Consider the following 26181-nt stretch of genomic DNA (forward strand, 5'->3'; position numbering starts at 1 on the left):
GGAGCTGAAGGAGAAGAAGCACCGTATCGAGGATGCGGTGTCGAACGCGAAGGCCGCCGTTGAGGAGGGCATCGTCGCTGGTGGTGGCGTCGCGCTGCTTCAGGCGTCGATCACCGCTTTCGAGAAGTTGGACCTCTCCGGTGACGAGGCCACCGGCGCCAACATCGTGGCGCGGGCGCTGGCCGCCCCGCTGCGCCAGATCGCGAGCAACGCGGGCTTCGAGGGTGGTGTGGTGGCCGAGAAGGTTCGGGGCCTGCCGATCGGGCATGGTCTCAACGCGGCCACCGGCGAGTACGTCGACCTGATCGCCGCCGGGATCATCGACCCGGTGAAGGTCACCCGTTCCGCGCTGCAGAACGCCGCGTCGATCGCCGGCCTGTTCCTCACCATCGAGGTTGTCGTGGCGGACCGCCCGTCGGCCGGTGGCGCCGGGGACGGCGCTGATGCCATGGCGGGTATGGGTTTCTGACCGGCGTTGCCGGCCGCACCGCGCATTCGCGCGAGCGCAGCGCTCGCGTGCCCGCCGGCCGACTCGGTGTCGGCAACGACCGGAAGGTGGGCCTGCGTGCCCCTCCGCTACGGCTTTCTCAGCACCTACCCCCCGACACAATGCGGTCTTGCCACCTTCACGGCGGCCCTCCTCGACGAACTGACCAGCACGGCGCCCGGCGCCTCCAGCGGGGTGGTACAGCTGCTCGACGCACCCGCGGGGCCCGGCCGGCGACCGGCCGCGGTCGTGGGGGATCTGGTGGCCGGGACCCCGGGTGGCCCGCGCCGTGCGGCGCAGCTGCTGAACGGTTTCGACGTCGTGGTCGTGCAGCACGAGTACGGGGTCTACGGCGGCCCGGACGGCGACGAAGTGATCGAGGTCCTCGACAACCTCGAGGTGCCGGTGATGGTCGTCCTGCACACCGTGCTCGTCAGCCCGACCCCGCACCAGCGCGAGATCCTGGATGCGCTGGTCGCGTCCGCGGACGCGGTCGTCGTGATGACCGAGACCGCGCGGGCCCGGCTGGTCGACGGGTACCGCGTCCACCCGCACCGGATCTCGGTGATCCCCCACGGCGCGGCCGACAACGGTCGCGCCGCGCCAGCGCGGTTCGCCCGGCCGACCGTCCTCACCTGGGGCCTGCTCGGCCCAGGCAAAGGCATCGAATGGGGCATCGCGGCGATGGCGGAGTTGGCCGACCTCGATCCGGCCCCGCGCTACCTCGTCGCGGGCCAGACCCATCCCAAGGTGCTCGCCCGGGATGGCGAGGCGTACCGGGACGGGCTTGCCGCGCTGGCCAGCCGGCTCGGCGTGGCCGATTCGGTCGTCTTCGACCACCGCTACCTCGACGCAGGGTCACTTGCCGAGCTCGTGAGCGGCGCCGACGTCGTCCTGTTGCCGTACGACTCCGTCGACCAGGTGACCTCCGGCATTCTCATCGAGGCGGTGACGGCGCTGCGGCCCGTCGTCGCCACCCGCTTCCCGCACGCGGTCGAACTACTCGGTGACGGCGCCGGCCTGCTCGTGCCGCACGGTGATGTGGCGGCGATCGCGGCGGCGGTGCGCCGCATCATCACCGATGACGGCGTCGTCCGCGGGTTGGCGAGCGCCGCCGCCGCCCACGCACCCGAGCTGCTGTGGCCCGCGGTGGCCCAGCGCTACCACGGGCTGGCAGCCGGGTTGGCCGCCCGCACCGGGAGCAGGCCGAGCGTCGTGCCCGTGCCCCAGCGGGCACCCGCAACGGTGACCACGCCCGTGACGGCTGCGGCTGCGGCGACGGCGACGGCGACCCGGTGACGACTGCAATCTCGTTCAATCATCTTTTCCGGCTCAGCGACGACATCGGCCTCTTCGAGCACGCTCTCGGCTCGATCCCACGCCGGGAGTACGGCTACTGCGTGGATGACGTCGCGCGCGGGCTTGTCGTCCTTTCCCGCGAGCCGTCGCCACCGCTGGATCTCATCCGACTGCTCGAGCTCTATCTCACCTTCGTGCTGGCGGCGCAGGCACCGGATGGGACGGTCGTGAACCGGCGGGACACCGAAGGCCGCTGGCTGGACAACCCCGAAGTCGGCGACTGCTGGGGGCGGGCCCTGTGGGGGCTGGGCACCGCGGCGGCCCTGGCGCCCACCGCGCGGCTGCGGGCACTGGCTCGCAATGGGTTCCATGCCAGCGCCGTTCGGCGTTCCCCCTGGCCGCGGGCCATGACGTTCGCCGCTCTCGGCGCCGGCGAGATGCTGCTCGCCCACCCGGACGACACCGCGGCCCGTGCTCTGCTCACAGATGCCGTCACCGCGATCGGCCCGATCGACGATGATCCCGCGTGGCCGTGGCCCGAACCCACGCTGCGCTACGCCAACGCGGCGGTGCCGGAGGCGCTGATCCTTGCCGGCATGTGCCTGTCCGACTCCACGGCGCTCGCGACCGGATTACGGCTGCTGGCCTGGTTGCTCCACGTGGAGACCCGACGCGGGATGCTGTCACCGACCCCCGTCGACGGCCGGCGTCCCCGCGGTGATCCCAGGCCCGGCTTCGACCAGCAGCCCATCGAGGCGGCGGCCATCGCGGACGCCTGCGCGCGGGCCCACGCCGCAACCGGCCAGAACCGGTGGCTGGTCGGCCTCGGGCGGGCGCACGGATGGTTCCTCGGGGAGAACGACAACGGCACGCCGTTGATCGACGCCGCGACCGGCGGTTGCCACGACGGCCTCGAACCCGAGGGATGCAACGCCAACCAGGGGGCGGAGTCCACCCTCGCCCTGCTCTCGACAGCGCAGCACGCTCGCCGCCTGCTCGAGCCAAGAACATCGTGACCCCTGAGTCAGGCACCGTGACCCTTGAGTCCGACCTGGTCACCCGGCATCCACTGACGCTGGCCGCCGACCCCGGCAGGGTTATCGCGAAGCTGTTCCTGCCCGGCGAGGAGGGCGGCGAGGTGCACTCCCGGGCCGCGGGAATCGTGGCCCGGGTGCTGGCCCTGACCGATGACGAGGTCACCGGTCTCGTGGCCGCCCTGCTTGACCGGTTCGAGCCCCGCCACCGGGACTACCGGGGCACCCTGACGCGGCACGCCGCGATCGTGGCTTCTCGGGTCCGTGCGCCGACGGAGCTCTCGCCGTCGCGCACGCTGCTGCTCGGTGCGTGCTTGACCGCCGAGTACGCGGTGGAGGGGGCGGCCGTCACCAATCCGTCGGCGGTCGCGCATCCCGACCAGTCGGGGCTGCCGGCCGGCGCGCTGCGCCTCGTGCTCAGCCTGCGCGCCGTCGGCGAAGGGCACCTGTCCTCGATCGGCTTCGCGGTCGGCGTGATCGGCCCGGGCCCGACGGTGCGGCTGGAGTCACGCACCGGCCCGCTCACCACGGGCCTGGTCGTACCGGTGGCCTGGGAGCGCGGTCGGCTACGCGCCCTGCTCGCCGACCATGGCCTCGACGACGAGGTGACGCGCTCTGTCCTCGACGCCCTCGACGCGCTCGATGGAAGCCTGGTCGGCGGTGACCTCGAACAGGCCTTCGCCCGCATGCCCGCGGATCTCCTGCGCCGTCCCCAGGCCGCCGGCATCCTGGCCGGGATCCGGTCCGTCGCCGGAACGCTGCGAAGAGTCGAGTTCCCGACGGACAGCGCGTTGGCGCAGCGGGTGCTGTGGCCCACCGTCGCCAGCGAGAGCAGGGGAATGGAAGACGCGCGGTTCGTCCGTTTCACCGCGCCGGACGGGACCGTCGACTACCGGGCGACCTACACGGCCTACGACGGCACCGACGTCGCACCGAGGCTGCTCACCAGCCCCGACCTGCGGATGTTCACGACCTCTCCGCTCACCGGCCAGGCAGCCCGGAACAAGGGGATGGCGCTGTTCCCCCGGCTCGTCGGCGGCCGTCACCTCGCGCTCTGCCGATCCGACGGGGAGACCACCGGGCTGACGGCCTCCGAGGACGGGCTGGTCTGGGAACCGTTCCGCCCGGTCCACGAGCCGAGGGCGACCTTCGAACTCATCCAGGTCGGCAACTGCGGTTCACCCATCGAGACGTCGGCGGGCTGGCTTGTCCTCACCCACGGCGTCGGGCCGATGCGCACCTACACCCTGGGAGCGATCCTGCTCGACCTGGAAGACCCGTCCATCATGGTCGCGGCACTGCCCGAGCCGCTGCTCACCCCGACCGCGACCGAGGTCGAGGGCTACGTCCCCAACGTCGTCTACTCCTGCGGCGGCCTGGTCCACGACGGCCGGCTGTGGCTGCCCTACGGGATCGGTGACTCCCGGGTCGGGATGGCGAGCATGCCCGTCGACGCCCTGCTCGCGCGGATGATCCCCCGAGCCTGACCCCCCGGGCCCCGAGCCTGAGCCGAATCGCGGATCCGGTCAGGCGAGGATGCGTCCGTAGACGGCGAGATAGTCGGTGACCATACGAGCCGTCGAGAACCGCCGGCTCGCCGTGGCCCGGCACGCGGCGCGGTCCAGGCCGGCGGCCCGATCCACCGCGGCGGCGGCCGCCGCCGGGCCGTCGACGAGGAACCCGGTCACCGCCTCGTCGACGATCTCCGGCATGGCTCCGCGCGGGTAGGTGACGACCGGCGTGCCACAGGCCATCGCCTCCACGACCGCCAGGCCGAACGGTTCGTCGAACGCGATCGGATGGAGCAGCGCCGCGGCGGATCCCAGCACCTCGGCGCGCCGGGCCGGCCCCACCGGCCCGAGGTAGCTCACCGCGTCCCCGTCGACGTGGGGCAGCACCTGCTCGGCGAAGTAACGCTCGTCCTGGACGATTCCGCAGATCGCCAGCCGCCGGCCGGAGATCCGGGCGATCTCGATGGCCGCAGCGGTGCCCTTGTCGGGATGGATCCGGCCGAGTACCACCAGATCCTCCCCGCCGGCCGCCGAGAACGGAAGGGCGGCCAGGTCGATGCCGTGGTGCACCGTCGCGACATAGTCCAGCTCCGGGCTGCGATCGGCATCGGAGATGGAGACGTAGGCGGAGGCCGCCCGGCGGTAGGCGGGGACGATCCGCGGGTCCGAGAATCCGTGGACCGTCGTGACCATCGGTGCCCGGGCATGGGCCGAGAACGCCAGCGGCAGCCAGTCGAGATGATTGTGGACGAGGTCGAACTCGCCGGAGCGGGCCAGCGCATGGGCCACGTGCAACGCCTCCCACACCCGGCCGTCGAGCGCCGGGTCCTCGGCGTACCCGTGGGGGCACACGCCGTCCAGCTTGCCGGCCGTGCGCGAGTCCAACGTCGCGAACAGGGTGACATCGACGCCGCGCGCCACCAGCCCCTCCGCGAGGTGGCTGGCGATCTGCTCCCACGGGCCGTAGTGCCGAGGGGGGGTGCGCCACGCCACCGGCGCCAGCATCGCGACCTTCACGCCTGTGACGTTAGCCCAGCCAGCGGCCGAGGGGCTGCATCGTGTGGTGGGCGGCCATGGCGGAGCCGGCGGGGCCCATCAGGGCCTTGTAACGCTGCCAGCGGCGGTTGAACAGGACGACGAGTTCGGCGTCGTGGCGTCCCTCGTCGGCCAGGACGAAGTTCTCCAGCAGCGTCTCGCTGTCGTCCCAGTTCTTCGGCGCGCGGCCGACGAGCCGGGCGAGGTCCTCCCGGTCGGCCTCGGTGACGGCGGCGCCGATCTGGTCGAAGCGTTCGAGGTGGCGGGCCAGGCGGAAGGCGATGCGGATCTGGTAGGTGACGTAGGGATCGTCGACCGAGATCGAGCGCAGCGAGCGGGACAGGTGCTCGTGCGGGATGGAGACGGGTGAGGAGACCGGCCCGGGGATCTCGACGGGTTCGAGGTCGACGCCGAGGTATTCGGCCATGGTCTCGATGGCGTGCAGGTTCGTCTCGCTGACCCACTGGGCGTAGGTCATGTAGTCGGTGTTCAGGATCGGGCGGGCGAGCGGGCCGTGGAAGGACAGCTGATTGGTGAGGGTGAAGAACAGGTGATGCCACTGGATGGCGGCGAGGTCGACGGGCCGGCCGGTCAGGTCGGCGTACCGGTCGTAGAGGGTGGTGAAGTCGCCGTAGGGGATGACGGTTTCGCGCATGCGCCAGGCGGCGAGGTCCATCATCGGGTCGCCGAGGTGGCCGATTTCGACGTCGACGAGGGCCACGAGGTGGCCGTCGGCGTGGTGGAACTGGCCGGAGTCCCAGACGACGGGGGCTTCGCGGTCGGCGGCGGGCAGTGGGTGGCGGCGCAGCCAGCCGAGGACGAACTCCATCAGCGGGTCGGGGCGCACCTTGCTCGACCGGTAGTGCTGCTCGAACCGGCGCACTCCGATCATCGCGGAGTCGCCCGCCGAGGTCCCGGAGATCACTCCGGCGGCCTTGAACGGCTCGACCGGGAGCTGGTGCATGCGCGCCAGGGCCTGCAGGTACTCGTCGACCACCACACGGCGCTGCTCGTCGGTGGTGTCGGCGAAGTCGGGCCGGCCGGGGACGGCGGCCATCGCGTACGCCCGCGGTTCGTCGCACCAGCCGTGCACGTGCGGGACGGGGATACCGTGCTCGTCGAGAAGACGCTGGAACAGCATCTCGTGTTCGAGAGGGAAGATCAGAGACGTGTCGGACCGTTCGCCGCGTACGACGACGCGTTCGGTGGCGCCGCCGCGGTCGATGTCGACGAACCACATGGGCCGCCACCTGGGCTGCCGTTCCCACGACACCACCTGGCCGCCGAGCAGGGACTCCAGCCAGGCGATGACGCGGCCGTCGTCCTTTGACTCCGTGTCGCGGGCATCCGATGCTGCCATGACCATCCCTCCGGTGCTCAGCAGTCCTCGGCTCGGCTCCCCACGACCTCGCAGGGGCAGTCGCGCCGGCCTCCTGACGTTCGCGGCCAGCACGCGCCGGCGGCTCGCCGATGACAGTAGCCTAACGATTGTTAGGGTGCTAGCCGGAGCGGAAACACACCTTCGGCAAGCGTCTGAGTGGACAGGCACCAAGGCAGGGCGGGCCCAGCAGTGAGCCAGGGGACGGGCAGGGCGAACAAGCGCGACGCGGTGCTGCGGGAGAGCGCCCGCCTGTTCGCCGAGCGAGGCGTCGAGGCCACGACGATGCGTGTCATCGCCGACGCCTGCGGCATGCAGGCCGCCAGTCTCTACCATCACTTCGCGTCGAAGGACGAGCTCGTCGCCGCCATCCTGGTCCGTAGCGACGCGCACATCACCGGTCTCTACGACGCCATCCGCGACGCCCCGCTGGAGCCTGTCGACCGGCTCGAGGCGATGATCCGGGCGACGCTCGACAACCTGGGCCACTACCGGGACGCCGCGCGGATCTACTACCGCGACCGGGCGCATGTCGCGGCGTCGCCGCTGCTCACCCAGGTCCGCGACCACGCGGTCGCCCATGACGAGCTCTGGGATCGGACCATCGACGCGGCCATCGCCGCCGGGCGCGTCTCCCCGCGGTTCGCGGCCATCAGCCTGCGCAGACTTCTGCAGGAGTTGATGTGGTCGACCGCCCGGCTGCGCGGCGACGCCGTGAGCGCCGACGACATCGTGCACGTCCTGCTCCGCGGGATCCTCGCACCGGAGCTCGAGCTCAACCGCGGCAGGCCGCCACACCGACCGAAGTCGTAGCGCCGTATCCACCAGGTCGGGGATGGGCGGAGCCGTTACGGAACCGCGCCGGGGCCGCTGCCCGTCGGCGCCACCCGGGTGACGCCGTCCTCGGGGATGACGGTCGCGTTGCCGAGGTTCCCGATCTTCGCGTACGTGTTGTTCAGCCCGACCCGATAGTTCTGGAACCGCACGTTGCCGCCGATGGCGACCGGCCTCTCGGTCTCGTTGCTGTGGAGCGCGCCGTCGCCTGAACCTGTCTGTGCTGGACACGCTGACTCCCCGAACCGGCGATGACACCCTGGTTTTGGCGCACGCCGGCAGCGCGTCTGACGACGCGGCGGCGCAATGGCAGGCGGAACTGTGTCCGAGTGGGAAGGGGCGCACGCCGCAGCGATGCACACAGTTGGAGGAGGCTTTGTGGTGCGGCGTGTATTGGCGGTTCTGGCAGTCGCGTTGGCGGCCATGATCTGGGAGATCGCTGCGCCGTCGCAGGCCGCACCGACGTCGGCTGCCGGTACGACGTTCGCGGCGTCCAAAGATGCTGCGCCGGGGATCGCGCCAGCGGGTGCTGACAAAAACGCGGTCTACCTGGATAGCACCGGCCAGATAATCTCCGCGACCGAAGCCGTGACCGAAACCGCAAGCGCGGCTCCGGAAGCAGCACAGAGCACCTGCACACCCGTCAGTGGGAGGGACAACCCTCATGAGTCCGGGGGGACGTGTCCGGTCACGGGTGGTGGAAGAAGGGAAACTGCACCGGCGATCGTGCCAACGTGTACAACTGCCTTTACGAGTGGTATACGGACAACAGCTGGCGGCAGAAGGCGTGTTCGCCGCACAAGGAACTCAGGCCGTATACCGGGAGTGGCGACCGTACCGTGGCCCACGCGACCTGTAACAGCAGCGCCTCGACGTCGTGGCGCAACCACGTGGATGTCGACGTGATTGGCGAGTCCGACACCAGCGAGTGGCCGTCCAACCAAGCTGATGTCCCCTGCTGGGTAGGCTAAATTCAGGAAGAAATGTCGCGGCTGCGAGATAACCAGGGAGGTTCCGGCGTGCCGGAGCGTAGCGTCGCAGCTCAGCCGGGTGTGGTGTCCGGAGCCCGTCGGGCCGCGGGCACCATGTTCGCTGCTTTGTATGGCGAGCTGGTCCCGCACGCCTGGCGCGATCCCGATTCGGAGCTCGACGCCTACTCGATGTTCTACCACCGGTCGATCGCCATGGGTTGGCTTGACGACACCTCGGCCGGGGGTGGCATCGAGGACAGCATGCGGCGCGCGCCAGGGCTGTGGGGCACGAACGACGCTGGCTGGGCCCACCCTCTCGCCGCCGCCAAAGCGGGACTGATCTCCTGGTTTCAGGTCGGGGCCAGCGCGGTCGCCGATGACCGGCCGCTGCCGGTGCAGCCGTTCCTGCGGTGCGCCGCGGACGCGACAGCGCGGGCCGGCACGCCGACCCTGTCCGCGGTCCAGCTCCTCCTCCCGGTCCAGGGCCTCGACCCCGCGTCGCGCCCGCCGTACGCGCCCGTGCCGGCGGTACTGACGGTTCCCTGGTTCGCCGAGCGCGACCCGGAAGCGAGAACACCGGTGGAGGTCAATATCAACAGCGGTCGGGACCCGGCGATCCCGGCCATCGCCCAGCAGCTCACCGACCACCTCGGCCGCCTGGACCAGGACGTGTTCACCTGCGGGTCCCACGGCGTCGCCGGCCAGGACGCTGTCATCCCTCCTCCGCTCGACGACCGTTTCTGGAACGGCCCACCCCTGCACGGCGTGGTGCTGCGCGGCGAGCTTGTCGAGTGGTCGTGCGACGCGGTCGGGTGGCTGGCCGAGGCCGTCGCCGACTGCGCCGCCCACCTCGGCATCCGTGCACCGCTGCTGTTCACTGTCACACGAACCACTGTCGGGCCGGCTGGAGGCCGCTGACACCCGGCTGGAATCGGTGCGAGTTCAGCGGGTCAGGGCGGCGTGCATCTCCCAGGCCGGGACCTCGGCGGGCTCGACACCCGTGACCCGTGAGCCGCCGATGCCGGCGAATGGGTAGCAGCGCGCCGGCCAGCATGGCCCGTCAGGGCCACGCGCAGCCGTCGCGCGGCGCGATCACCGCGTTGGGCAAGTTCTTGATCCTAAAACGGGGGATGCGGAACCGGGAACAGGGTGGTGCTCTGCGGACATCACGAAGCATGGAGCAACGATGACGGGTGAGTCCGAGTCGGACGAGGCCCTGCTGGAGTAGGCCGAACGGGGCGATGGGACGGCGTTCGGACGGCTGTTCCGCGCGCATTCAGGTGCCGTGTACTTCTACTGCTTCCACCGCCTCGGGTCGTGGAGCGCGGCGGAGGACGCGACGTCGGTGGTCTTCCTGGAGGCGTGGCGGCGGCGCGCCGACGTGGTGGCGGTGTCGGGGTCGCTCGAGAGACGAGTACCGCGGTCGCGACAGATCCTTGCCGGCTCCGTGCGCCAGCCTTTCCTTCGACCAGGACCAGTCGATCGTGCATGTCATGTCGTTTCCCAGGCTGTGACGGCGCCAGGACCTAAACCACGCGGGAGCGGCGGCGGTCGCGGGCGGTGGCGAGCAGGGCCTGGGCGAAGGTGCGGGCGGTGCGGGGAAGCGAGCGCAGGAAGCTGGGGTCGGTGAATCCGCCGGCGTGGTCGTCGAAGATGCCGTGTGCGCCGACATCATGCTCGCCGTCGGCGGGCACGCGCAGGTTATCCGCCCGGTCCGGGGCCAGTGGGGCGTTGGTGAGCTGGGACTCCCAGGCGCCCAGGGCCGCGTAGTGGTTGCCGAAGCCGGGGGCGATGGAGCCGGCGGCGACCAGCGCCTTGTTCCACGATCCGATGATTTTCGAGCGGCGGCCGTCGAGGGCGGCGCGCACGATGAACTTCGCGCACAGCTCCGGCTGGTAGATCGGGGGGACGGGCTGGGGGTGGCGGTCCAGCGAGGTATGGCACCAGGAGAACTGGGGGGTGTTGACCGCGGGCAGGTGCACCATCGACATCCGCACACCGCTGCCGTCGTGTAGCAGCTCGGCGCGGGCCGATTCGAAGAAGCCGCGGCTGGCGAACTTCGCCGCGCAGTACGGGGCCTGCAGGGGGATACCGATGTAGGCCAGCGCCGAGCCGACGTTCACGATCGAGCCACGGTCGCGGGGGCGCATCCGGGCCAGCGCGGCCATGGTGCCCCAGACCTGGCCGAGGAACGTGACCTCGATCGCCCGTTGGAAGTCCTCCGGTGAGGTCTGGGCCAGCGGGGCGAAGCTGGTCGTCATCGCATTGTTGACCCACACGTCGAGGGAACCGAGCTGCTCCTGCGCGGCGGCGGCGGCGCGGTCCACGGCCGCGTGGTCGGCGACGTCGGTGGGCAGCACGAGCGCCCGTCCACCCCGGGCCTCCACCTCCTGCGCCGCCGCCTGCAGGCCGCCCTGTCCGCGTGCCAGCAGCGCAACGTCGAAGCCGTGGTCGGCCAGGGCGAGCGCCGTGGCCCGCCCGACTCCCGCCGACGCCCCGGTCACCACAGCCACCTTGCGTTCCGCCATGCCGCCTGCCTCCGTAGTTTTCTGCTGATGCCGGTCTCTGCCGAGAGCTCCCTACCCGGAGATCTGCTTTTCACCCGGGGCGAGAACGGCGGCGCATTCCAGCAGGAGGGCGTGGACGAAGGCCTGCGGCAGATTGCCGCGTAACTGGCGCTGGTCGACGTCGAACTCCTCCGCGAACAGGCCGGGGCTGCCGCAACTGGCCCGGCCGCGTTCGAACAGTGCCCGCGCGCCGATGTGATCGCCCTGGGCGTGGCGGGCCAGGGCGAGCAGGAAGCCGCAGAGCAGAAACGCGCCCTCCTCTTCGCCGAGCGGCCCGCCGCCGTCCGGGGGAAAGCGGTAGACATAGTCGTCCCGGACGAGCTCGGCCTCCACCGCGGCGACGGTGGCCCGGCTGCGGGGGTCGTTCGCCGGCAGTGCGCCGCGCAGGGCCGGTAGGAGCAGCGCCGCGTCGATCCGGGGATCGCCGGGGCTGCGCTGCCAGCGGCCGTCGGGATGCAGGCAGTCGGCGCGGACGTCGGTCAGGATCGCCTCGGCCAGGGCGTTGCACCGCGCCGCCTGGCGGGCCGGGGCGTGGGCGGCGATCGTTCGCAGGCCGCTGACGCAGGTCAGCCGGGAATGGGCCCATCGCTCGGGGTCGATCTCCCAGATGCCGGCGTCCGGTTCGCCGCCCCGTCGCCGGATCGCGTCGACGGCTGCTTCGGCGGCCCGCCAGCCGTCGGCGTCGAGCCGGTCATGGCGGGCGGCGTGCTCGCCGCCGAGGGCGAGCTCGTCCATGTCCGCCAGGCCGTAGCCGGCGCGGACGTCGAGGACGACGCGTATCTGCGCGGAGCCGGACAGGACGCGGATCCGGCGCAGGATCACGGCCGTGTGCGGGTCGGCGGGCAGCGCGAGCGCGTCGCGGCATTCCACGATCCCGTCGGTGGTGACCCAGCGTCCGTTCCAGATCAGGCTCCGGTGGTCGTAGTGGCTGCCCCAGCTGTACCGGCCGACCGGCGTGACCGCGTAGCAGCCGGCACCGCCGATCAGCGTGGCGAAGACGGCGTCGGAATCCCAGCTCGGCGCACACATCCAGGCCAGGTCGCCGTCCGGGCCGACGACCGCGCCGCGTTCGCCGTCACCGAGGAAGGCGTAGTCGCGCAGCACGTGCGGAGGGAACTGGCCGCTCAGGTCGCTCCTGTCCGGATCAGCCGGCATGCTCCGCCTGCTCCAGGCGGGCGTAGGCGAACTGGAGAGCGTCGGAGCCGGCCACGGCGGTGAACACCGACGCGGCCAGCCTGGTGAACCGGGGGGCGACGACCAGGCCGAAGACGAAGCCGGTGGCGACCCACTGCCCGGCGCAGAACGGGCAGGTGAGCAACTCGCCGATGCTGTGTCGGATCTCGCCTGACTCGCGCGTGTCCCCTGACTCGCGTGCGTCCTCGGTGAGCTCGGCCGGGCCGGACTGGCCGCGGAAGTGGGTGAACGGCGCCCGCAGTGGGCTCGTCACCGGGTCCTTGGTCAGTACGCGGCTGAGCTTGTGCGTCGCGACGGTGACCAACGCGAGGTCGGCCGCGCTCACCCGCTCGGGTGGTGCCGCCTTGACCAGCCGGGCGACGCCGATCATCGAGGCGCACATACCGCCGTAGGTCGCCAGTGTCGCCAGGTAGCCGCCGAGCGGGCGCGGTTCGCCGCCGGAGTACTCCGCTTCCGCCCGCCGCGCGACCTCGGCGACTCGATCGGCGACTTGGTGGGCGGTGGATTCCAGTGCTGTCATCACCATGTCGCGTTTACCCCGGCCGGCGGCCTCAAACCGGGTGTTTCCAGAGTCGGGGGAACGTGCCGACCATCTGGGTAATGCGGCCGGGCCGGGGGTAGGGGCGGACGGTGACCCGCCCGCTCCCGCCGTCCCGTTCGATCTTGATGGCACCCTGGTCGATACCAACTGTGCCCATGTGCTGGCCTGGTTCCGGGCGTTGCGGCAGGAGGGGCACCTGGTCACCATGGCCGCTGTCCACCGCCGTGTCGGGATGGGTTCCGATCGGCTGCTCGATGCCGCAAACCTCGTACTGACCGGGCCGCAAAAGTTGTACTAGTATGCGCGCAAAATATGTATCGGTGCCTTCGCGAACCGTGTAGCGTTGCTGTATGGCCACGTCAGCGTATGTGTCGCGGATCGCGGACAGGCCGCTGGCCAACCTGCTCGCCGAACTACCCGCTGTCATGGTCACGGGCCCGCGAGCAGCAGGGAAGACAACCTCGGCCCGACGGATCGCCAACGACGTCCTGCGGCTGGACGACCCCGCGGTCGCCGCGGCGGTCGCCGCGAATCCAGACGCTGCGCTGCGCCGCACGCGTGAGCCCGTCCTCCTCGACGAGTGGCAGGAGGTTCCGGAGATCCTGGGTGCGGTCAAGCGCGCGGTCGACGACGATCCCCGCCCTGGTCGTTTTCTCCTCACGGGTAGCGTTGAAGCCGATTTCACCACCCGCCAGTGGCCCGGAACAGGCCGCGTCGTCCGGTTGGTGCTGCACGGGCTCACCGAGCGGGAGTTCTCCGGTTCCGTCGACCAGCCAGGCCTGCTCGACCTGCTCCTCACCTCCGACATCTCCCGGCTCACTGTTGCCGGCCCGTCCCCGAGCCTGGACGACTACGTCGACCTGGCGCTGCGGAGCGGTTTCCCCGAGGCTGCGTTGAACCTGAGCACACCGGCGCGGCTGGCCTGGCTGGACGCATACATTGATCATGTCGTCACCCGAGACGTGCCTGCCGCGGGGGAGCAGCGGGATCCCGTCCGACTGCGCCGCTACCTCGAGGTCCTCGGGCTCTCGACGGCCGGGCTCCCCGCCGAGGGCACGGTCTACCAGGCCGCCGGAATCAACCAGCGGACCGCGGACGCATACGACCGCATCCTGGCTGCTCTTTATCTGATCGACCTCGTTCCGGCGTGGTCGACGAACCGTCTGAACAGACTGACCAAGCGGGCGAAGCGGTACCTGACCGATCCCGCGCTCGCGCTTGCCGCCGCTCGGATCGATGAGCGCAGCGTTATGCGAGACGGGGATCTGCTCGGTCGGACGCTCGACACCTTTGTCGTTGCCCAGCTGCGGCCGGAGGTGACTCTTCTGCATCCGCGTGCCCGGCTGCACCACATCCGCTCCCGCGACGGGCAGGAGGTCGATGTCGTCATCGACCTCGGGGGAGGCCAGGTGATCGCCATGGAGATCAAGGCCTCTTCGGCGCCGTCGGCTCGGGACGCCCGCCACCTCGTGTGGCTGCGCGATCAACTCGGTGAGAACTTCCGCGCCGGGGTCGTTTTCCACACCGGTCCGCTGCCTTTCGACCTCGATGATCGCATCTGGGCGCTGCCCATCAGCGCCCTGTGGGCAGCCCGAACCGATTAGCCCGAAGCCGTCCCGCGTTCGTCCGCGTTCGTCCGCGTTCGCCGGCGCTCGCCCGCGGTCGACACGGACCCGAGTGTTCAGTAGCGGGTCGGGCTGGCTGCCAGCAGGTAGGACTACTCGGTCGGCTGGCCGTCGACGGTGGCGTCGGCGAACGCCGGCGGTTCAATCGGTACCACCCCCGGACCGCGCACGGGACAATCCACGGTCTCTCGGAACCTCCGAAGTCGGGAAACCGCTCTCGGACACGCCTGCTCCAGTCGCCCGGTCGTCTCGGCGATAATCGGCTACGGCAGCAATGTTTCTGCCTGGGGGTCATAGCAGACCAGACGCATTGATACCGCGAGTTCGGCTGCGTAGGCGGACACCTCGTCGGCCATACTCCACACGATGCAAAGGTAGAGGAACGGCCCGGAGGGCCCGGGTGTGACTGACCATGGGGCAGTGTCATCATCCGGCCACCGGCGCGTCAGAGTCTCGCAGTAGGCGGCGATGCGGTCCGTCGCGGGCATCTCCGGGTCCTCGTCGTCGTAGCGCTGGAACATCTCGTCGAACGCGGACCCAGCGGCCAAGTCGTCTGCTGGCCGCTCGCCTTCCCAGATCGCAAGGTCGAAACTCACGGGGGCAGTCTGCCACCTGGGTGTGACATGTCGGGTCGTTGCTGGACGACCTCGTGCAGGTTCGGGCTGGCCGGGATGCCGATGCCGATGTCGATGTCGAGCAACTGCCGGATGCCGACGTTGCCGGCGAGGTGGAGCCGCCGAAGGAGGATCCACGCCAGCGTCGCACCACCGGGAAGCGCGGCGCGTCCCGCTCGACGTCGCCGTGCCCTGCAACGGCTCCCGGGATGGGGCCTAGGCTGAACGGGTGACCGTTGTGAAGATCAATGCCATCGAGGTTCCCGAGGGCGCCGGCCCCGAGCTGGAGAAGCGCTTCGCCAACCGCCTGCATGCGGTGGACGGCCAGCCCGGCTTCGTCTCGTTCGAGCTGCTGCGCCCGGTGAAGGGCGACGACCGGTACTTCGTCGTGACCCACTGGGACAGCGAGGAGTCCTTCCAGGCCTGGCTCACCGGCCCGGCCATGGAGGCGCACTCCGGCGAGCGCGCGCGTCCGGTGGCCTCCGGCTCGTCCCTGCTGGAGTTCGAAGTCGTCCAGCGTTCGGTAGCGGGCGGCTCTGCGTAGAGCCGACCAGCGCACAGCCCCGGGTCTGATCGACCAAAGATCATCTTCGAGAGGCCCCGCGTCCCGGTGAGGGGTGGCCTACACCGCCGAACTGCCCTGCCGAGACCAGACCGTCGCCTACGACTACCTGCACGAGGCCATCGCCGTGCTCGCCGCTCAGGCCCCTGGCCTACACGGCGCCCTCTGGCAGGGAAAGCTGCCGGGCACGGCCACGTCTCGGTCGGCGGCACCCTGGTCGGGGTGCATCCGGCGCCGCGTCCGAGCTGTCGATGGACGCGGCCGACCGGATGGTTGCAGCCTGTGGGGCGCGCCGCACGCGCCTGTGGGATGTCACGCGTCCCGAGGCCCCGGCCTCCCTGGCGACCCTGAGTGGTCACGCCGGAGCCGTCTATTCGGTGGCCTTCGGCTGGGATGTCACCGACCCGTCCCACCCGATCCAGCGCGCCGCCCTCGCCGGCCATACCGACTCGGTCCGGGCTGTCGCCTTCAGTCCCGACGGCCACACCCTGGTCTCGGCCGGCAGCGACAACGCCGTGCTCCTGTGGGACCTCGACGAGCTCACCGAGCTTCCGCGCCGAGCGGCCAATCAGGCCTGCGTGATCCTCCACGGCAACGGCCTGACCGCCAGTGAATGGAAACGCTACGTCCCCGGCATCGGGTACCGGAAGAGCTGCCCCTGACCCTGCCGGCACCTGCGAATCCCGCCTGCCGGAGCAGGGATGACCTGGGGAATCGCCGTGGTGTCCACCGGTCGGTGGACATCAGGTTCAACCGGCCGAACCTGTCGGCGGCAGCACCTCGCCGATCAGCATGTGCGCTATGAATCTCCCGGTACGCAATCTCCCCGCACCGAGCCTCCCGGTACGCGTGGCCCGTTGGAGCGCCGGGCACCCTTGGCGCGCGATCGTCGGCTGGTTCCTGTTCGTGGCGGTGTGCCTCGGCGTCGGCGTCTCGATCGGCTCGAATCCCGCCACCACCAAGGACTTCCGCGTCGGCGAGGCTGGGCGGGCGGAGGCGATGGCGGCCGCGGGCGGCCTTCAGCAACGACCCGTGGAACGGGTACTGATCACCGCGAGGCCCGGTACGGGCCCACTGGACACGGTCGCCGCCGAGGCGGCGGCCCAGGACGCCGCCGGCCGGATGCGGGGACTGCCCCACGTCCTGTCCGTGACCGACCCGATCCGCTCGACGGACGGCACGGCGGTCCGCGTCGACGTGACGCTGGACGTCGAAGAGCGTGAGGGCCCGGACCACGTCGCCCCGTTGCAGGCGCGGACCGCCGAGGTGCAGCAGGCGCATCCCGACGTGTGGGTGGCGGAGACCGGCTCTCCGTCCATCAGCAAGGGCGTCAACCACCAGCGCGGCGAGGACCTCTCCCGAACCGAGATGATCGCGCTGCCCGTCACGCTGCTCACCCTGTTGTTCGTCTTCCGCTCCGCGGCGATGGCGGCCGTGCCGCTGCTGCTGGCGCTGTCGTCGATCGCCGCGGCCGTCGGCCTGTCGACGCTGGCCTCGCATGTCTTCCCCGACGCGGGCGTCGGCACCAACGTCATCCTGCTGATCGGTCTGGCGGTCGGCGTCGACTACACGCTGTTTTACCTCAAGCGGGAACGGGAGGAACGGGCCCGCTCCGGCGGCCGGCTCACCTCCCAGGCCGTGGTGGAGCTGGCCGCGGCCACCTCGGGGCGGGCCGTCGTGCTCTCCGGCCTCGCGGTCGCCGTGTCGTCGGCCACGCTGTTCCTGGCCGACGACGTCATCTTCGCCTCGATCGCCACCGGCACGATCGTCGTCACCCTGGTCGCGGTGGCCAGCTCGCTGACCGTCCTGCCCGCCCTGCTGGTCAAGCTCGGTGCCCGCGCGGAACGTCGGGCGGAGCGCAAGGCCACCCGGGCGGCCCACCGCGACAGGTCCGTACGCGCGAAGCAGCCGAGGACCGGCGCTGGCCGAATCATCTCGGCCCTGCTGCGCCCCACGAGCCGGCATCCCGCCGCCACGCTGGTCGTCTCGGTACTCGCGATGCTGGCGCTGGCGCTGCCGCTGCTGGGTATCAACCTGACCGACATGGGCCGGGAGACCCACTCCCGCGCCATCCCCGCCATGCGGACCTACGACCGGTTGAACCTGGCGTTCCCCGAGCTGAAGTCGATGCACCAGGTGGTCGTGCGCGCCGATCCAGGACTCGCGGACGAGGTGACCGGCGCGCTGCGCGACCTGGAGCGCCGCGCCGTCACCGATCCGGCGCTGGCCGGCACGGCGGAGCTGCGGACCTCGCCGGACAGGCGGATCAGCATGATCGAGTTCCCCGTACCGCACTACGTGAGCGACGACGCGGCGCAGGATTCCCTCGACCGGCTCCGCAAGGACTACGTGCCGGCCACCGTCGGCCGGCTGGCCGGCGCCGAGACCGCGGTGACCGGGGACGTCGCTCGCTACGCCGACTATCCCCAGCACCAGATGGACAAACTGCCGCTGATCGTCGGCGCGCTGCTGCTGGTGACCTTCGCCATCACGGTGGGGGCGTTCCGTTCGGTGGTCCTCGGCGCCGTCGGCATCGTGCTGAACCTGCTCTCGGCCGCCGCCTCGCTCGGCGTGCTGGTGTGGGTCTTCCAGGGCCGCTGGGCGGAAGGACTGCTCGGCTTCACCTCCACCGGGTCGATCGGGTCCCGAGTGCCGTTGTTCCTGTTCGTGATCCTGTTCGGCCTGTCGATGGACTACCAGGTCTTCGTGATCAGCCGGATCCGGGAGGCCGTGCTGCGTGGCGTGCCCACCCGCATGGCCGTACTCGACGGCGTCCGCAGCTCGGCCGGAGTCGTGACCAGCGCCGCCTTCGTCATGATGACGGTGTTCGCCAGCTTCGTCGGCCTGCACATCATCGAGATGAAGCAGATCGGCTTCAGCCTGGCCGTGGCCGTCCTGCTGGACGCGTTCGTGGTCCGCATCATGATCCTGCCCGCCCTGATGCTGCTGCTCGGCCGGGCGAGCTGGTGGCCGTCGCGCGGCGCGGGTCGGGTGTCGTCGACCACGACGACGGACGGCGACGGCGTCCCTGTTTCCCAGCCACTGAAAAACGTAGGCTGACCACCATGGATCAACGGCCGCGGCCCAACGACCGGTAGATCCGGAATCGGCATGCTCCACAGGTGGTACGCCGCCGCCTGGCTGGTGCTTGGCCCAGTCCCCGCGGCCCTCGCCGTGTGGAACGATTCCGGAGCGGCGAAGTACTGGTCGTTGGCGCTGTCGGCCGTGCTCGGCCTTGCCTACGGGCTCGTGGCGGTGTTCCCCGACAATCCGCTGCTACGCCCACGCACCTATCTCTACCTGCTCGTCCCCGGTCTGGGCATGATGGCTTACCTGCCGGGCGGCGGCGCGGCGCTGTTCATCGTGACGCTCCCGCAATTCTGGATTTTCACCGGCGGGCCGCGGCACGCGATCAGCTACAGCGGCGCCGCCGCCGCCGCGACCGTGGTCGGCAGCGCCGGCACGCAGGGCTGGAGCCCGGACTTCCGCACTGGCAACGTCGTCGCCACCCTCGTCGGCTACGCGGCCTCCGTACTTCTTGGACTATGGGTGTACAAGCTTGTCGAGCAGAGCGAACAACGTGCCCGCCGGCTGAGCGGCGAGCTGGAGCGCGCGCAGCTTCAGCTCGCCGAGGCCCACCGCCGCGAGGGCGCCACCGACGAACGCGACCGGATCGCCCGGGAGATCCACGACACGATCGCCCAGGGCCTCGCCTCCATCGTCGTCCTGGCGGAGGCGGCCCGCACCGGCCTCGACAGCGATCCCGAGAAAAGCGCCCAGCAGCTACGTTCGATCGAGAACACCGCCCGCGAGAACCTCGCCGAAGCCCGCGTCCTCGTCGGGACCGCCCCCCACAGCGGTGTCGCGCCCGACTCGGTGGCCAGGGCCCTGCAACGCACTCTGGACCGGTTCGCCGAGGACACCGGGCTCGCCGTCAACGCGGAGCTGGCGGACGTCGAGTGCGACCAGCCGGTCCGTATCGCGCTGCTGCGCTGTACCCAGGAGTCGCTGGCCAACGTCCGCAAGCACGCAGGCGCCGCCACGGTGGGAGTCCTGCTGGCCCGGTACGCCCACGCCGTCGAACTGGAGATCACCGACGACGGCCGAGGCTTCGTCGTCGAGAATTCTCGCGGCTTCGGCCTCGACGGCATGCGTAAACGCCTCGCCGAGTTCGGCGGCGAGCTGACCGTCACCAGCGCGGTCGGCGAGGGCACCCGCGTCCTCGCCATGATCCCCACGAACGATCAGGTGTGACGGGACAGACCAGGTGTGTGACGGGACAGACCAGGTGGACGTGACACAGGTGGAGACGTGACACAGGTGGACATGACACAGGCCAAGCTTCGCATCGTCGTCGTGGACGACCATACGGTGATGCGCGCCGGCGTCGTCGCCCTGCTGGCCACAGAGCCCGGGATCGACATCGTCGGCGAAGCGAGCGACGGCCGCCAGGCCGTCGACCTCGTCGAACGCCTGGCTCCCGACGTCGCCCTCGTCGACCTGCGCATGCCGGTCCTCGACGGGGTGAGCGCCACCTCCCAGATCGTCGCCGGCCCGACCGGGACCCGAGTTCTGATCCTGACCACGTACGACACGGACGCGGAGATCGAGCGCGCGGTCGAGGCCGGCGCCGTGGGCTACCTGCTCAAGGACGCCACGCGCGACCAGCTCGTCGATGCCATCCGCGCCGCGGCCAGGGGCGAGACCGTCCTCGCGCCGAGAGTCGCGCAGCGGTTGGTGGCCCGGATGCGGCAGCCCGCCCCGGTGGCCCTGACCGCGCGGGAGGTGGACGTGCTGAACGCGGTGGCCGACGGCCTGTCGAACCCGGAGATCGGCGAGCGGCTGTTCATCGCGGAGGCGACGGTCAAGACCCACCTGCTGCGGGTCTTCGCCAAGCTGGACGTCAGCGACCGCACCCGCGCGGTGGTCGTCGCGCTCGAGCGCGGCCTGCTCCCCCGCCCCAAGCCAGGCCCGAGCTCACCGTGACAGGTGGCAAGAGGATCTACCAGCCGCGACAAACTCGAAGGAAGCCGTTCGCACAATGACTACACGGGTGCGCCGTCAGGGACTTGAACCCCGAACCCGCGGATTAAGAGTAGCGGGCGTTTCGTCCACGGACGTCCGTCGACGTCCATTGGGGTGACGCTACCTGGGCTGCGGCGTCGGTCCGTGTCCGCTGGTGTCCACCGGCATCCACCGGCTCGGGTACAGCGATGGGTACACGGCCGCGGATCGTACCGGGGCAAGGGAGCATGGCGTGCAAGCCCCAACCTGGCCCGGCTCGAACAGGCTGGTCCCCTCCACAACGGGTCGGCGAGTGGGGGTGGCACCCGCCGACCGACGCAGGCCCAAGGCGATCATACGAAGCGGATGCGCCCAAGCCGACGGCCCCATGCTCGGGTGCTCACGGCGTGTAGACCGCGGATCAATCTTCGACCTACGGATTATGAGATTGCCAGATACTCCGCTGTACTCGTCCGCTGACGTCCGCCGGTCCTGGTAGCGCGCCTTCTGGATTCCACGGAGGTCCGTGCTCGTCCACTGCTATCCGCCGGCTTGGCTGCCAACCTGGCTGCCACGGAACAGCAACCCGGCGGGCCGAACGTGGAACGCTGACCCGACGGGCCATGGTCGCCGAGCGGGGATTATCAGTGGACGTCAGTGGCAAGCCGACCCGTACCGCAGGCGCGCCAGCGCCGAGGAACGGAAGCGGTGCGGCAGCATTTCACTACTATCCCCCGATTACAAGATCGGCCCGGGGTGTCCACTGACGTCCATGCTCGTCCGTCGAGCCTGGTCACGTCCCTGCCTGCGTCCACCGCCGTCCACACCGGTCGGCCGGTGGCCGCGGGCTTGGCTGCACGGATGGCTGTACATGACCTGGGCCCTCTCAACACACTTGCCGGTCTGCGCAAAAGCCTATGGGGTGTCGGTGACGGCCCATCGTACTGGCGAGCCAGCTTGGTTCCGTTCGACGACCACGTCACCGCTAGGGCGAGCACGAGCCAGCGCGTCGTTCCACGCAGACTCACTTGAATCAAACCTCTTCAGCGCGCGAGCACCTCCTTCCTTTTTCACGAAGAATTCTCCCCCTCGATCATCCACAAATATCATGTGAATTGACGGAGAAATCTTGCAGGGAGCCTGGCTGGCATAGTCCTCATCACCTTCGTGAATTAGACGAGAGGCGCGGCTCGCCAGCACGTCAAAACCCAGAGCTACGGCAAGCGCCGTCTGGCAGAATGAACTAAGGTCTGAAGGTTGGATACTCGCGCCAGGTCGATGCGCTGCGGCATTACGCATCCGCTGCGCCTGGTCGTATGCGGAGTCAAGTGCAAGAATGCTCAGCCCGGCACGAGAACTGATGTCAGCAATTTCTCGCCAAGCGTCCTTTATGTTGAATGCTTTGAGCATGTCGCCTATTTCGGTTTTTGTAACATTCGACCCCTTGTATCCAAGGCTAAAACGCGAGATTGACAGTGGCGCCGACGCGGTACTTGCCACCTCGGCGGCAACCTCTTGAAGGATCGCCATCGGGTCGTCGCCCTCCCGCTTGGCAATCTGCGCATAGGCGTGGGCCGATCTAAAAGCCTCCATGACAGCCGCTTCGCGAAGGTCCTTCGGCAAAGCGGAGAACTTCAGAGGCGTGCGACTCACTAACTCCAGGAGCTCTGCGGACCTTTGACGTACAAAATCCTCAAGCGAGTTAAAGGCAACGACCATCAAGCCGTTTCGCAAGAGGCGGGCGCGCTTGTTCCAGTCGTTGTCGGCGAGGGCGCGATCAATGAGCAATGACTCCTGGATGGCCGATCCAGTCGTTGCAATCCGTTGCAAAATTATCTCTCGGGACTTTGACATGCTAGCGCGCCAGCTCGCGCATCGTGTCAAGGAGTCTACCAATTCGATAGCGGACACGGGTCGGGGTGTTGGTAGCAACCCGAACCGCAGCATCAAACTCTTCATCGTCGAGGAAAAGCTGCCGCGTGGCGTGAACAAGCTCGTCCTTCGCCGCAGAGAGTACTCGAATCTCGTCGTCACTCAGGAGTGAGGCGGCCACCATCTGGGTGTCGTACATCCCGGCAAGGGCTTGGTCCCTCCATCCGTCCTTCTCGGGTCGCTTGAATGCGTGAACACCCCAAAGATTTTCACAGGTGCCCAGCGCCCGGTTGAACTGCGCGCCAATTGCGGAGAGTTCGTCATCGCCGGGAGATTGGTGGACCTCCATGTAGAGGTCCATTGACCATCGGAAATCACCTGAGAAGTTTTGCCAAGTCTCCTTCAGCGTCAGGTAGCGAAGCACAAACTCGATGTCTGTCATCGCGCGATAGGCATGCGACTTGGTGTCGCGAATCTTCAGTTGACGCCGGAGAAATGGGGCGGCAGAGAGTTGGACCAACAAATCATTGAGCGGTCCACGATAGAGTACGTTTCGAATCTCCTGGGCATTCAGTGGCTCGCCCCCGCTGTTCAGGCGGTGGAAGACCTCATATTTTGTCTGGAGATCGGACTGACGCAGGAGCGTGACGGCTCTTATATAAGGTCGAACTAGAAGAGCATTTCTGAGTTGCTGCGGAAGCTGCGCGAACTTATAGCCGTTCAGCTCCGGGAATCGCACGAGCATCGAAAGAGCGAATTTGCCGCGCATGTACTCGTGGATTGCCGTGATTCGCTGCTTTCCGTCGATAACCGAGTATCGCCCAAAGTCATCTTCGGATAGATAGACTGGCGGTACCGGTATGTTCATCAAGAACGACTCGATGAGCATTGACTGCCGGGAAATATCCCATCTCTCACGACGCTGAAACTGTGGCGACACATCGATCGCTTGACTGTCAACCATCGCCGCAATGGTCTCGAGTGACAGGTCGGAGGCCTGCAACACGAGCGCATCTTGGGCTGCCGTGAAGCGCTGTACGACTCGAGCGTCGTCTGCCACTTCGCTTCCCCCTGTGCTTTATGTCGTACGTGTGGATCTAGACCCTACTGCCGTGCCGTGCCGCGACGCGCCGGCGAGCACGGCCCGCCAGGGCCGCGCGCAGCCGTCGCGCGGCGTGGCCTTCCGCTGAGAGCTCTTGATCCTAAAACGGGGGATTCGGCAGCGTGCGGCGGCTACTCGCGGTCGGGTGCTCGTGCTGGTTGGCGTGGCCCCGGTCCTCGTGGTGGTTTCTGCTGGTGAGGTCGATGTGGTGGCGGATGTCCCAGCGGTAGGCGTGGCCGTCGCGGCGGAGTTCGAGGAGGTCGACGCTGGCTACGGGGAGACTGATCGGTGGGCGCTGCCGTAGCTCGGTGAGTCGGCCGATGACCTCGGTGGCCGGTGGGGTGGCGTTGCAGTAGGTGACGCTGATGTGGGGCTTGAACCGGGCCGGCTCGTCGGACACCCGGTCCGGGCCGAGCACGGTGTCGATGGCGGTGCGCAGTCGTTCCCGAAGTTCGGCAACGGGCACCCAGGGGGCGGCGCGCAGGAACGTCCCGCCGGGGTAGGCGGAGATCGGGCCTACAACCAGGGTGAACGGCTCGATGTCGGCGCACTGCTCGTCCGCGGCCTTCCCGAGGGCGGCGACCTGGTCGGGGGGCATCTCGTCGGCGAACGCGACTCCCTGCACGGTTATGTGCAGTCCGTCGACGGACACGGGGGCGAGGTAGTCCAGGTCGGCAAGCTCGCGCTGGAAGCTGGCCACATGATCGGTGAGGGCCTGGTCGTGGAAGACGAGGTACCAGGTGAGGTAGTGCCGGTCGGGTCGCCATCCGGGGCGCCACCACCAGTGGTCGGCCATCCGCTCGGTGCGGCGGAAGGTTTCCCAGCCGTCCGCGACGTTCGCGATCTCCGGCACCGCGCGCCAGGGGGCGGCGGTGGTCAGGAAGTCCTTGGCCCGGCGGGCGACGACCTCGGAGCGCAGGTCCGCGCCGACGGCCAATGCCTGGCTGACGAGTGCTCCGGCCCGGTCGGGTTCGGCGGATGGTCCGGCGAGGTAGGTCAGGCTGGCGTCGACGAGGGTCAGGGCGTGGCTGGCGGTGGACTCGGCGGCGGCGAAGATGGGGATCGCCTGGTCGGTGAACTCCCGGGCGCGCTCGTGCGCTCCGGCGGCGAGGTAGGCCGATGCGGCGTTGCCGGCGATGCGGGAGGCGGTGAACGGGTCGAACGATAGGAAGTAGCCGACCGGGTCAGCATCGTGGATCTTCGCGTGGGCGGTGAGCGCGCGGCCCACGGCTTCGTCGACTCCGGCGGCGTCACCGAGCTTGCCCAGGGTGCGGGCCTCGCCGCTGATCGCCAGGCGGATGGAGGCGGGGCCGCTGCGGGCGTAGCGCTGCCCGTCGCGGGCGAGGTCGAGGGCTTCGCGGTACCGGCCGCCGTAGTAGGCGATGAAGCTTTGGGTTCCGCGGACCCAGGCGGCGAGGTCGCCGTGTCCGGCGGCCTTGGCCAGGCTCATGGCCTCGTTGCAGTAGGCGCGGGCCACCAGCTCGTTGCCCAGGTCGAACGCGAGATACCCGAGTAGGCCGGACAGCTTTCCGCCGACGAGGTAGAGATGCCGACGCTGGGCGGGGTGCTGGTGTCCGGTCATGAGTTCGGCAACCCACCGGCGCTGCTTCAGCGCGATCGGGTAGACGGTGGCGGCGTCGCTGGTCTCGTACCGGCGGCCGACGACTTCGACGCTCGCTTCCAACTGCTCAAGGGAGGCGTCATCGACGTTGGACGCGGCGAAGAGCTGCATCCGCCGGGTGACCTCGTCCAGCTCCTCATCGATCGCCCACGCAGCGACCCCGATCGCGGCGAGAACCGTCCGCCGGTCCGGCCCAGCGTCGGCGGCCATTACCGCGACGGCTGATCCCGGAGCGCCTTCGGCCGGCTGGTCCGCGGCGGATGGGGCGGCGGCGAGGCCGAGGCGCTCGCGGGGGATGTCGAGTCCTTCGGCGAACTTCTCGTAGGTCTCGATGCTGGAGACCTGGCGCTTGCCGTTGAGGATGAGACTGATCGTCGGCTACGGGACCCCGGTCATCGTCGCGATCTGGGGTTGAGAAGCGCCGGTCCCCCGCTTGTAGATCGTCAGCACGGTCCGCAGGTCGCGTTCGGCGAGGGCGGGCGGCTACCCCCATGTGATGCCGGAGACGCAGCGCGACGCGGTCGACCGGCTCGACCGGCTATTCGGTGAGCAGACGTACAGCGACGGCGAAGCCGACCAAGCGGGCGGCGAGGAACTCACGGGCTGAACTTGTACCCGAGTGAACCAAGCGGCGCGCCGGGCGGCTGCGTACCCTCGCAGTGGCTCGGCGCGTCTGCCGTCAAGGCAAACAAAGACGGGGTACAGAAGTAGGTATAAAGATCAAATCTAAGAGACTACCGAGAGTCATATGCCCTGGTAGAAACGGGTGCGCCGTCAGGGACTTGAACCCCGAACCCGCGGATTAAGAGTCCGCTGCTCTGCCAATTGAGCTAACGGCGCGTTGCCTTCGCGATCCCGTTAAGATCCCGCGTCGACATGGAGGACTCTACCAGGCGCCGCGGGGGGAGTGGTCGAGGGGTGGGGCGGACT

At 69.3% G+C, this 26181-nt stretch carries 25 protein-coding genes, 1 tRNA gene and 1 pseudogene; 13 read left to right on the forward strand and 14 right to left on the reverse strand.

The annotated features are described in order from the left end of the window. The 4 genes from NBZ83_RS13400 to NBZ83_RS13415 form a co-directional block, all read left to right on the forward strand. On the forward strand, positions 1-469 hold a 469-nt coding region (locus tag NBZ83_RS13400; RefSeq protein WP_308203789.1), incomplete at its 5' end, for a TCP-1/cpn60 chaperonin family protein. 96 nt (positions 470-565) lie between these two features. After that, the gene (locus NBZ83_RS13405) at positions 566-1786 is read left to right on the forward strand and encodes a glycosyltransferase (protein ID WP_261568642.1); all 1221 of its coding nucleotides are present in this window, start codon (positions 566-568) and stop codon (positions 1784-1786) included. After that, complete coding sequence (locus NBZ83_RS13410) at positions 1783-2802, forward strand: glycosyltransferase (protein WP_261568641.1); 1020 nt, start codon at positions 1783-1785, stop codon at positions 2800-2802. Before NBZ83_RS13405 ends, NBZ83_RS13410 begins: the two co-directional genes overlap by 4 nt. 17 nt (positions 2803-2819) lie before the next feature. Continuing rightward, on the forward strand, positions 2820-4307 hold the full coding sequence (locus tag NBZ83_RS13415) for a glycoside hydrolase family 130 protein (protein WP_261575060.1): 1488 nt from the start codon (positions 2820-2822) through the stop codon (positions 4305-4307). Between the two features lie 39 nt (positions 4308-4346). Here the strand turns inward: NBZ83_RS13415 and NBZ83_RS13420 are convergent, their stop codons facing one another. Together NBZ83_RS13420 and NBZ83_RS13425 are read right to left on the reverse strand one after the other, a co-directional pair. Then, positions 4347-5348, reverse strand: coding sequence for a glycosyltransferase family 4 protein (locus NBZ83_RS13420; protein WP_261568639.1), 1002 nt, complete (start codon positions 5346-5348; stop codon positions 4347-4349). 10 nt (positions 5349-5358) lie between these two features. Then, positions 5359-6726: a phosphotransferase family protein gene (locus NBZ83_RS13425; RefSeq protein ID WP_261575061.1), complete on the reverse strand. Its 1368-nt coding sequence runs from the start codon at positions 6724-6726 to the stop codon at positions 5359-5361. Between the two features lie 210 nt (positions 6727-6936). On the opposite strand from NBZ83_RS13425, the gene NBZ83_RS13430 reads away from it, so the two are divergent. Beyond that, positions 6937-7557: a TetR/AcrR family transcriptional regulator gene (locus NBZ83_RS13430; RefSeq protein WP_261568637.1), complete on the forward strand. Its 621-nt coding sequence runs from the start codon at positions 6937-6939 to the stop codon at positions 7555-7557. A 35-nt stretch (positions 7558-7592) separates the two neighbouring features. Here NBZ83_RS13430 and NBZ83_RS13435 read toward each other — a convergent pair whose 3' ends face one another. Next, the gene (locus NBZ83_RS13435) at positions 7593-7730 is read right to left on the reverse strand and encodes a hypothetical protein (RefSeq protein WP_261575062.1); all 138 of its coding nucleotides are present in this window, start codon (positions 7728-7730) and stop codon (positions 7593-7595) included. An 867-nt stretch (positions 7731-8597) separates the two neighbouring features. Between NBZ83_RS13435 and NBZ83_RS13440 the strand changes: the two genes are divergently transcribed. Continuing rightward, on the forward strand, positions 8598-9467 hold the full coding sequence (locus NBZ83_RS13440; protein ID WP_261575063.1) for a hypothetical protein: 870 nt from the start codon (positions 8598-8600) through the stop codon (positions 9465-9467). A 343-nt stretch (positions 9468-9810) separates the two neighbouring features. Further along, complete coding sequence (locus NBZ83_RS33820) at positions 9811-10179, forward strand: RNA polymerase sigma factor (protein WP_368861847.1); 369 nt, start codon at positions 9811-9813, stop codon at positions 10177-10179. On the opposite strand, the gene NBZ83_RS13445 is transcribed toward NBZ83_RS33820, so the two are convergent. From NBZ83_RS13445 to NBZ83_RS13460, 4 genes are read right to left on the reverse strand one after another with little or no spacing between them, the layout of a single operon-like run. After that, entirely contained in the window at positions 10076-11077 is a 1002-nt protein-coding gene (locus NBZ83_RS13445) for an SDR family oxidoreductase (protein ID WP_261575064.1), read from the reverse strand. The genes NBZ83_RS33820 and NBZ83_RS13445 overlap by 104 nt on opposite strands. A gap of 51 nt (positions 11078-11128) precedes the next feature. After that, positions 11129-12271: a glycoside hydrolase family 15 protein gene (locus NBZ83_RS13450; protein ID WP_261575065.1), complete on the reverse strand. Its 1143-nt coding sequence runs from the start codon at positions 12269-12271 to the stop codon at positions 11129-11131. Further along, positions 12261-12830 (reverse strand): DUF1360 domain-containing protein, encoded by a 570-nt coding sequence (locus tag NBZ83_RS13455; RefSeq protein ID WP_261575066.1) that lies wholly within the window; start codon positions 12828-12830, stop codon positions 12261-12263. Before NBZ83_RS13455 ends, NBZ83_RS13450 begins: the two co-directional genes overlap by 11 nt. A 31-nt stretch (positions 12831-12861) precedes the next feature. Then, positions 12862-13209: a hypothetical protein gene (locus NBZ83_RS13460; protein WP_261575067.1), complete on the reverse strand. Its 348-nt coding sequence runs from the start codon at positions 13207-13209 to the stop codon at positions 12862-12864. On the opposite strand from NBZ83_RS13460, the gene NBZ83_RS13465 reads away from it, so the two are divergent. After that, positions 13202-14455, forward strand: a complete 1254-nt coding sequence (locus NBZ83_RS13465) for an ATP-binding protein (protein WP_261568631.1) — start codon at positions 13202-13204, stop codon at positions 14453-14455. The two genes, NBZ83_RS13460 and NBZ83_RS13465, sit on opposite strands and share 8 nt — an antisense overlap. Positions 14456-14739: 284 nt before the next feature. On the opposite strand, the gene NBZ83_RS13470 is transcribed toward NBZ83_RS13465, so the two are convergent. Further along, positions 14740-15072 carry a hypothetical protein gene (locus NBZ83_RS13470; protein WP_261568630.1) on the reverse strand — a complete coding sequence of 111 codons (333 nt, stop codon included), beginning with the start codon at positions 15070-15072 and terminating at the stop codon, positions 14740-14742. Beyond that, positions 15069-15233: an SAM-dependent methyltransferase gene (locus NBZ83_RS33825; RefSeq protein ID WP_368861848.1), complete on the reverse strand. Its 165-nt coding sequence runs from the start codon at positions 15231-15233 to the stop codon at positions 15069-15071. Before NBZ83_RS33825 ends, NBZ83_RS13470 begins: the two co-directional genes overlap by 4 nt. 86 nt (positions 15234-15319) lie before the next feature. On the opposite strand from NBZ83_RS33825, the gene NBZ83_RS13480 reads away from it, so the two are divergent. The 5 genes from NBZ83_RS13480 (at position 15320) to NBZ83_RS13500 (ending at position 20638) form a co-directional block, all read left to right on the forward strand. After that, complete coding sequence (locus tag NBZ83_RS13480) at positions 15320-15634, forward strand: antibiotic biosynthesis monooxygenase family protein (RefSeq protein ID WP_251744487.1); 315 nt, start codon at positions 15320-15322, stop codon at positions 15632-15634. A 269-nt stretch (positions 15635-15903) separates the two neighbouring features. Beyond that, positions 15904-16314 carry a WD40 repeat domain-containing protein gene (locus NBZ83_RS13485; RefSeq protein WP_261575068.1) on the forward strand — a complete coding sequence of 137 codons (411 nt, stop codon included), beginning with the start codon at positions 15904-15906 and terminating at the stop codon, positions 16312-16314. A 139-nt stretch (positions 16315-16453) separates the two neighbouring features. Next, the gene (locus NBZ83_RS13490) at positions 16454-18712 is read left to right on the forward strand and encodes an MMPL family transporter (protein ID WP_261575069.1); all 2259 of its coding nucleotides are present in this window, start codon (positions 16454-16456) and stop codon (positions 18710-18712) included. Positions 18713-18763: 51 nt separating this feature from the next. Continuing rightward, complete coding sequence (locus tag NBZ83_RS13495; protein WP_261575070.1) at positions 18764-19906, forward strand: sensor histidine kinase; 1143 nt, start codon at positions 18764-18766, stop codon at positions 19904-19906. Between the two features lie 57 nt (positions 19907-19963). Further along, positions 19964-20638, forward strand: coding sequence for a response regulator transcription factor (locus NBZ83_RS13500; protein WP_261575071.1), 675 nt, complete (start codon positions 19964-19966; stop codon positions 20636-20638). 933 nt (positions 20639-21571) lie between these two features. On the opposite strand, the gene NBZ83_RS13505 is transcribed toward NBZ83_RS13500, so the two are convergent. From NBZ83_RS13505 to NBZ83_RS13520, 5 genes and pseudogenes are all read right to left on the reverse strand, one after another. Beyond that, a complete protein-coding gene (locus tag NBZ83_RS13505; RefSeq protein ID WP_261575072.1) occupies positions 21572-22510 on the reverse strand; it encodes a hypothetical protein in 939 nt (312 codons plus the stop codon). A gap of 1 nt (position 22511) precedes the next feature. Next, a complete protein-coding gene (locus NBZ83_RS13510; protein WP_261575073.1) occupies positions 22512-23588 on the reverse strand; it encodes a DUF262 domain-containing protein in 1077 nt (358 codons plus the stop codon). 142 nt (positions 23589-23730) lie between these two features. Then, positions 23731-24426: a 2'-5' RNA ligase family protein gene (locus NBZ83_RS34565; RefSeq protein ID WP_498041052.1), complete on the reverse strand. Its 696-nt coding sequence runs from the start codon at positions 24424-24426 to the stop codon at positions 23731-23733. A 12-nt stretch (positions 24427-24438) separates the two neighbouring features. Beyond that, positions 24439-25710, reverse strand: a pseudogene (locus tag NBZ83_RS34570) (helix-turn-helix domain-containing protein); the annotation flags it as partial. 308 nt (positions 25711-26018) lie between these two features. Continuing rightward, positions 26019-26091 (reverse strand) — tRNA-Lys (locus tag NBZ83_RS13520). Between the last annotated feature and the right edge of the window lie 90 nt (positions 26092-26181).

It is taken from the genome of Frankia gtarii (assembly GCF_025403375.1).
Classification (GTDB): domain Bacteria; phylum Actinomycetota; class Actinomycetes; order Frankiales; family Frankiaceae; genus Frankia; species Frankia gtarii.